Below are 6,911 nucleotides of genomic sequence, written 5' to 3'. Positions count from 1 at the left end.
CGCAGGCCCGACGACAGGCGCTGGATGGTGGTGGCGAGGCTGGAGCTGTTCGTCTGCAGGTTGCGCTGCGAGTTCAGCGACATCACGTTGGTATTGATAACGGACATCAATCATTTCCTTGCGGCGAAATGCGCTCGCCTGTGTGCATGCGGCGCTTGCCGGCGTTCGTGGACGCCGGGCTGCGGGTTTTGCGTCGGCGTCTTGTTTGCATGCCTTGTAACGGCCGCGACCGCGCAGCCTTGAGGGCGTTGTGGGTACGCTGCGCCTGCGCCGCCTGCAACGAAAAACCCGGGGATGCTTGGGCATCCCGGGACCTTGTCGGATGTGTCGCGTTGGAGCACACCAGAAGCCCCCCAAGGACGTGGCCGGCTCGTTGCTCGTGGATCCCCCGAGCAGGGGGTGAGCAGAGACTGCCTGAGGCATGGAAGCGCGAGGGTGCAGCATCGAGCGAAAAGCGCTTTGCCCTGCTGTCAACCTGTGAAAAGGCATCGGAAGCCGGGAAGCTTCTGGCACAACCGTCGCGCTGCCTGCGGGAGCCACCACCTTGGATGGGTGCGCAAGTCGCCGCGTCCGTCAACGCCAATAAAGCTAAGCCAGGCTACTGGCGGACCTTGCGTTCGGAGCTGATCGCGAGCCAGAGTGTTTTCTCTAGCCCCGTTTATCTTCAGGAGCACTGCGGCGACATTCCTCTGCTGCTGCTTCGTGCCGATCGCGCATACAACGACGTTCCCGACGACGTGTGCGCAGCACTTGCGGAAGCGCCCCACCAGACGCACCGGCGTATCGTTTCGGCATCTGCGCGCGGCAAGCAGCTCGCTGTGCCAGGAGCAGCGCATGACATCCAGCTCGAGCGTCTCCAGGCCGTGGTCTCAGCCGTGCAGGATGTGCTCAATACGGTGGCAGCCTCGCCGGAGACGAAGCCAAGGCGGCGATAGATTCACCCTGTAGATCGTGGCGTGGTCGGCCTCTGGCCGATAGGCGACGAGGACCGGCACGAATCAGGGCAGAGCACAAGTCTGCTTCCGACCCAAATCGGACATTCGTGGCTCAACACCGGCATCGACCTCGGCGATAACCGTTGCCCCGCTTCAAACGCGCACGCATCCGGCCGGCAGCCACTGGCGGTTCGAACTTCCAAGAAGGTGTGGTGCGGGCTTTCCTGACGCCCAAGCGCCATGGCAGAGCCGTTGCCGTACCATGGAGCTTCGCCTTAGGCAGCGTGACCGTGCCCCTCGACGTCGTCGCTAAAGAACGTGGATACAGCGCCCTGACGAGCGCACTCGACATGGGCTACTGCCTACTGCAGATCGAGTACGACGATGTTGGTAGACCCGTCGACTATCGGTTTATTGATACGAACCCGCTTTTCGAACTGCATACCGGTCTGCACGACGCCATCGGGCGTTCCGCCCTCGAGTTGGTTCCGGATCTCGAGGGTTTTTGGATTGAACGCTATGCGCAGGTAGCGGAATCCGGCAAGTCAAGTCGCTTCGTGCAGCGTTCGCGTGCGATGAACCGGGATTTTGAGGTGCATGCGTTCCCGGTCGGTCCCGAGCAGGATCGGATGGTTGGCCTGTTATTCAAGGACCTTAAGGAGTCAAGGACGCGCAGCGTCGCGAAGCGAATCGCATGTTTCTCCCGGAAGTAGCAGCCGTGTTCGAGAGCAACATCTCCCTGGACGAGATCATGACGTCCGTCGGGGCCAAGCTGGGCGATCACCTGGCGATGAACAGCTGCCTGTTCTGCGAGGTCGACGAGGATGCCGACACAATCACCACGTCATATGGCTGGACGCGCGCGGGCGAGCCGAACCTGGTGCGGACATTCAAGACTTCGGAGTAACTCAATGAGCGCTTCCTGGCCGACAACCGCGCGCATCTGAACGTGGTCGTCAACGACACGGCGACCGACCCGAGAACCGACGCGGCCGCTTACGCGGCGCTCAACATCGGGGCCTTCGTCACCGTGCCCTACTTCACCGAGGGCACGTGGACCCATTTCTTTGCAGTCACCAGCGCGCACTCGCGCACCTGGGAGAGCACCGAGGTCGAGCTCCTCGAGGCATTTGCCCGCTTGGTGTTCTCGAAGCTTGAGCGTGCTCAGGCGCACAGTGCGGTTCGCGAAAGCGCGGCCCGCTTCCGCGCGATGGCGGACGCGGTGCCGCACATCGTTTGGGTCACCGATGCTCAAGGCCAGATCGAATTCTTCAACCGGCAATGGACGCTCTACACAGGGATGTCCGATACGCCGGGGACGATCGGCGACTTCGCCGCAGCGGTGGTCCACCCGGATGACGGGGCCGCCTTGATGGACCGGCTCCAAGCGGCGATGGCATCCGGCGATACGTTCGAGGCTGAACACCGCATCCGGGGGCGCTCCGGCCAGTACCGGTGGTTCCTAGCCCGAGCCGAAGCCGAACTGGACCCGTCGAACGGGTTACCCCGCCGCTGGTATGGCGCAACTATGGACATCCATGATCGACGAATGGTCGAGCAGGCGCTGGCCGAGTCCGACCGGCGCAAGGACGAGTTCATTGCGATGCTCGCGCACGAGCTGCGCAATCCGCTGGCGCCGATCGCCACTGCGGCACAGATTCTCAAGCGCTCGCAGCACGATCCGTCGAGGGTTACCAGCTCCGCCGAGGTCATCGAGCGCCAGGTCAGTCACCTGACGAGCCTGGTCGATGACCTGATGGATGTATCGCGCGTCACGCGCGGCCAAGTCACGATCGAGCGCGGCGCGGTTAACCTGCACGAGGTCGCGTCAGCGGCGATCGAGCAGGTGCAGCCATTGCTGCGCGAACGATGCCACGAACTGCGAACCGCACTGGCGGCCGGTGATCTTGTCGTCGAAGGCGCCTTCAACCGCCTGGTCCAGGTCGTGGCGAACCTGTTGGCGAACGCGGCCAAGTACACGCCGCAAGGCGGGCGCATTACGGTGCAGGTTGGCACCGAAGGTGGGCAGGCCGTCATCCGGGTGACGGACAACGGCGTCGGCATCAGCCCGGAACTGCTCCCGGGCATCTTCGAGCTTTTCACCCAGGCCGAGCGGACCGCCGACCGCAGCCAAGGCGGACTGGGCATCGGCTTGGCACTGGTGCGCAGCCTCGTCAGCCTGCATGGCGGCACGGTCGAGGCCGAGAGCGGCGGCACCGGCTGCGGGAGCACATTCACCGTGCGGTTGCCGCTTGCAGCCACGGACGCGAACCGGCAATCGGCAGCCGTGGCCGAAGCGTGCGGCTCGCGGTCGCTCCGCATTCTGTTGGTGGACGACAACCGGGACGCCGCCGCTACGCTCGCCGACTTGCTATGCCTGCTCGGTCACGATGTCACAACCGCGTTCGACGCCACGTCTGCGCTGGAAACGGAGGCGTCCGGCAAGTGGGACGCTTACATCCTGGACATCGGCCTGCCGGACATGACGGGCTTCGAACTTGCCGAGCGGCTCAAGAACGTATCTGCGAATCGGGATGCAACTTTCATCGCGCTCACGGGCTACGGGCAGCCACACGACCGTGTGGCTTCCGAGGCCGCCGGGTTCGATCACCATATGGTCAAGCCGCCGGATGTTACGAAGCTGCTATCGGTTCTCGAAGGGCATACCGCTTAAGCAGCAGGCGCCATGTCGGCTTCTGGCCGGAAGTGGACTTTCGGGATGCAGCTGCCTGGCCGTGAGCACGTTGTCCAACGTTCGCCTCTCATCCCACGTGCACGCGGTTGCGGCCGGCTGACTTGGCCCTGTAAAGCGCACGGTCTGCGCGTGCCAGCGTGCTCGCGACATCTTCGTCTCGAATATAGGCGGTGACGCCGATCGAGACCGTGAGATCGACAATCGTGCCGTCGAAGCGGACCGGGGTTCTTTCCAACGTAGCGCGCATCCATTCGGCCGCAGCCTGAGCCGACTGGGCATCGACCTCACGCAAGAGGACGACAAACTCCTCGCCGCCCCAACGGGCGACCGAGTCGCAGCCCCGAACCATGCCGGCGCACACGCCGCTCACGGTGCGCAGCGCTTCGTCACCCGCTGCATGCCCAAACCGATCGTTGATGCGCTTGAAATGGTCCACGTCCAGGATGGCGATGCACCATGGAACATCCATTTCTTCTGCCCGCTGATGTTCTGCCTCGAGAAGCTCAACCATCGCGCGGCGGTTGAGGAGTCCGGTCAGCTCATCACGGGTGGCCAGCGCATGGATGCGCTGAAGGGCGTCGGCCAATGCAGACTTCTGGATGTGGACGCGTCGGCGGATGGTGGCGATTCGCTCGTTGGCTGCGACGAAGCCACAAACGAACACGACGAACGCGACGAAATACCCCACCTGCGCCCGTGGGTCGAAGATTGAAGGTTGGCCTACGGCGCCTGAATACATCGCAATGCCGAACACAGTGACGGTGTAGGCGGCCACCCAGCCCGCTCGACGGCGTGGAAGTCCGAAGGTGCCGAACATGAGCACCAGCGCCACGAGCAGCAGCGACGCCCCATGTCCCGTGCCGGCGATGCGGTAGGCGACGGCGCCCGAGGCGATCGCATACAGCAGTTGCGGCATGGCCAGGTACGGGTCGGCCAAATGCCGGGTCCAGCCGCTCCGGCTCGCGAGGAACATTGCGGCCAGGCCACCAATGGAAGCGATCGTCCACGGCCACAGGCCGACACCGTCGACGACGCCGAGCCAGCACCAGATGTGCAAGACGAGGACCGCGAGGGTCATCATGATCAACGCGAGTCCCGCGTTCACCAGCCGAAGCCGTCGCTCGGGCTCGCGCGTCAGGAGCCAGTCTAGAAAGTTGGACGATGCCATCGGCGCACTCGACTCTGGGTTTGACCTGCAAAGCGCTTGGTCTCGCGCTGAGGCCGCGCTGACCCCCGGGTTCTCGACGCTTCGATCAGGGCTGCCCGTGACGCGACAGCGCCGGGTCCGGCGACGCTCGTCAGGCTCTCGGAGACGTCATCGGCTTGAGCGATGCATTCTTGAGCCTGAGCCTGCTCCTGCCGGTAGCCAGACCGCCTTCACTCGCCAAGCAAAGGTCGGCGGACAAAAATACGGACGGAGGGAAGTCGGCGTGGCTGCCTGGCGGCGCTACGGCTGTTTCGATCCTCCAGCGAAGCTGACCGACCGCCCGGATGCTCCCGGTGTTCGCTAGCGGCTGGAAGCGCACTTACCGAACCTTAGACGTTGCGGGGCAAGGCAGATGTCAGCTTCCGACCCGAAGCGGACTTCGCCGCGAATCGTGGAAGCGGCAAGCGGGGACATTGCCGTTGACCCGGTTCGTGCATCCCCCTCCGCAGACCCAATCACAAGCTTTCCGGAGACCGCGCCCAGCAGGCGGGCCAGCGTCTGCGCAGCAGTAATCCAGAACGATGGTCTCGTTCGTCGCGCAAACTCGGGCGGCGCCCGTACGGGGCGAGCGATCGGGCCCGGAAGCAAACACCCGCGTCCGGTCCAGCATCCATCGACACCGGGCTGGCGTGGATCACCGCTTAACCTCCTTGGACCGACAGTGGTCGCAAGCAGTTGACCCGCCTCGGAGGAACCAAAATGAAAGTAATGCGCGTGCGTGCTCCCGGCGGACTGGAGCGGCTGCTCCGCGCCGAACAAGCCGACCCTGGCGCCCCGGGGCCTGGCGAGATCCGCGTGGCGTTGCATGGCAGCTCGCTCAACTACCACGACCTTGCCGTCGTCAACGGCTGGATGCCGACGGCGGACGGCCGCATCCCGCTCGCGGACGGCGCGGGCCTAGTCGAGAGCGTGGGCCCGGACGTGACCGAATTCGCCGCCGGCGATGCGGTGGTGTCTTGCTTCTTTCCCGACTGGCAGACCGGCGAGCCCGTGATTGGCGACTTCAGTCGCACCCCGGGCGACGGGATCGACGGCTTTGCGCGGGAGCACGTCGTCCTTCCCGCGACGGCCTTCACGCATGCGCCGCGCGGCTACGACGCCGTGGAGGCGGCAACGATCACGACCGCCGGACTGACCGCCTGGCGGGCGCTCGTGGTCGACGGACAACTCAAGGCCGGTGACACCGTGCTCTTGCTCGGCACCGGCGGCGTGTCGATCTGGGCGCTGCAGATCGCCAAGCTGATGGGCGCGACGATCGCCATCACTTCGTCCTCCGGCGAGAAGCTCGAGCGCGCAAAAGACCTCGGTGCAGACTTCCTGGTGAACTACCGCGAAGAGCGCGAGTGGGGTCGTGCCGTGCTCGACTGGACGGGCGGACGCGGCGTTGACCACGTAGTCGAAGTAGGCGGGCCTGGAACACTGGGGCAGTCGATCACGGCGGTGCGCCTGGGCGGACACATCTCAATGATCGGCGTGCTTACCGGCGGTGCCGGCGAGGTGCCGACCGCAGCGTTGATGGCGAAGCAAGCGCGCCTGAAGGGCATCATCGTGGGCAGCCGCAGTCACCAGCAGGATTTTATCCGGGCGCTGGACAGCGCCGGGATCAAGCCCGTGGTCGATCGCCGTTTTCCGCTCGAGCAATTGGCCGACGCGTTCGCGTATGAAATGAGCGCCGCGCATTTCGGCAAGATCGGCGTCGAATGGTAAATCGGCACGTGAGCCGCGCAGCGCCGATGCTGCCGTGATCGCATGTGGTGCCGCAGATCGATCCATGGGACCGGGCACGACGCCACCTTCCGTTAAGTCCGCTTCTGGCCTATTCCGTTGAAAAACTCTGGCGGACCTTAGAACACCCTCGACAGATGCGCTTTCTGAAGTGATTTCACCCATAAACCTCTCAGACCCGAGCTCTCGTGGCTCACTTTTCGGCGCGCATGCGCGCGCATCGAGTTTTTCAACGGAATAGGCCGGAAGCGGACGAGCCGAGACGCGCAGGTTGCAGGGCAGGGCAGATGTCCGCTCGCGACCCGAAGCGGACATCATGCAAAGAGCAAAAAGAAACTGCGCCGCGCCA

At 64.4% G+C, this 6,911-nt stretch carries 7 protein-coding genes; 5 read left to right on the top strand and 2 right to left on the bottom strand.

Annotated features, from left to right (window positions below; translation table 11 throughout):
• Window positions 1-110, bottom strand: a 110-nt coding sequence (locus IE075_RS12915; protein WP_484484283.1) for a flagellin N-terminal helical domain-containing protein, incomplete at its 3' end; no start/stop codon positions are given.
• Between the two features lie 438 nt (window positions 111-548).
• On the opposite strand from IE075_RS12915, the gene IE075_RS12910 reads away from it, so the two are divergent.
• The 4 genes from IE075_RS12910 to IE075_RS12895 all read left to right on the top strand — a co-directional run bounded on the left by IE075_RS12910 (window position 549) and on the right by IE075_RS12895 (window position 3,609).
• Window positions 549-935 (top strand): hypothetical protein, encoded by a 387-nt coding sequence (locus IE075_RS12910; RefSeq protein ID WP_189457218.1) that lies wholly within the window; start codon window positions 549-551, stop codon window positions 933-935.
• Between the two features lie 284 nt (window positions 936-1,219).
• Window positions 1,220-1,648, top strand: a complete 429-nt coding sequence (locus IE075_RS12905) for a hypothetical protein (protein WP_189457217.1) — start codon at window positions 1,220-1,222, stop codon at window positions 1,646-1,648.
• A 5-nt stretch (window positions 1,649-1,653) separates the two neighbouring features.
• The gene (locus IE075_RS12900) at window positions 1,654-1,842 is read left to right on the top strand and encodes a hypothetical protein (RefSeq protein WP_189457215.1); all 189 of its coding nucleotides are present in this window, start codon (window positions 1,654-1,656) and stop codon (window positions 1,840-1,842) included.
• Window positions 1,843-1,884: 42 nt separating this feature from the next.
• Window positions 1,885-3,609, top strand: coding sequence for a hybrid sensor histidine kinase/response regulator (locus tag IE075_RS12895; protein WP_189457213.1), 1,725 nt, complete (start codon window positions 1,885-1,887; stop codon window positions 3,607-3,609).
• 88 nt (window positions 3,610-3,697) lie between these two features.
• On the opposite strand, the gene IE075_RS12890 is transcribed toward IE075_RS12895, so the two are convergent.
• Window positions 3,698-4,798 carry a GGDEF domain-containing protein gene (locus IE075_RS12890; RefSeq protein WP_189457212.1) on the bottom strand — a complete coding sequence of 367 codons (1,101 nt, stop codon included), beginning with the start codon at window positions 4,796-4,798 and terminating at the stop codon, window positions 3,698-3,700.
• Between the two features lie 738 nt (window positions 4,799-5,536).
• Here IE075_RS12890 and IE075_RS12885 point away from each other — a divergent pair.
• Entirely contained in the window at window positions 5,537-6,544 is a 1,008-nt protein-coding gene (locus tag IE075_RS12885) for a zinc-dependent alcohol dehydrogenase family protein (RefSeq protein ID WP_189457209.1), read from the top strand.
• Window positions 6,545-6,911: the final 367 nt, after the last annotated feature.

It is taken from the genome of Cognatilysobacter bugurensis, from assembly GCF_014652095.1.
Lineage (GTDB): Bacteria > Pseudomonadota > Gammaproteobacteria > Xanthomonadales > Xanthomonadaceae > Cognatilysobacter > Cognatilysobacter bugurensis.
The sequence above is the reverse complement of the archived record's forward strand: the minus strand, read 5'-3'. Positions and strand labels throughout refer to the sequence as shown.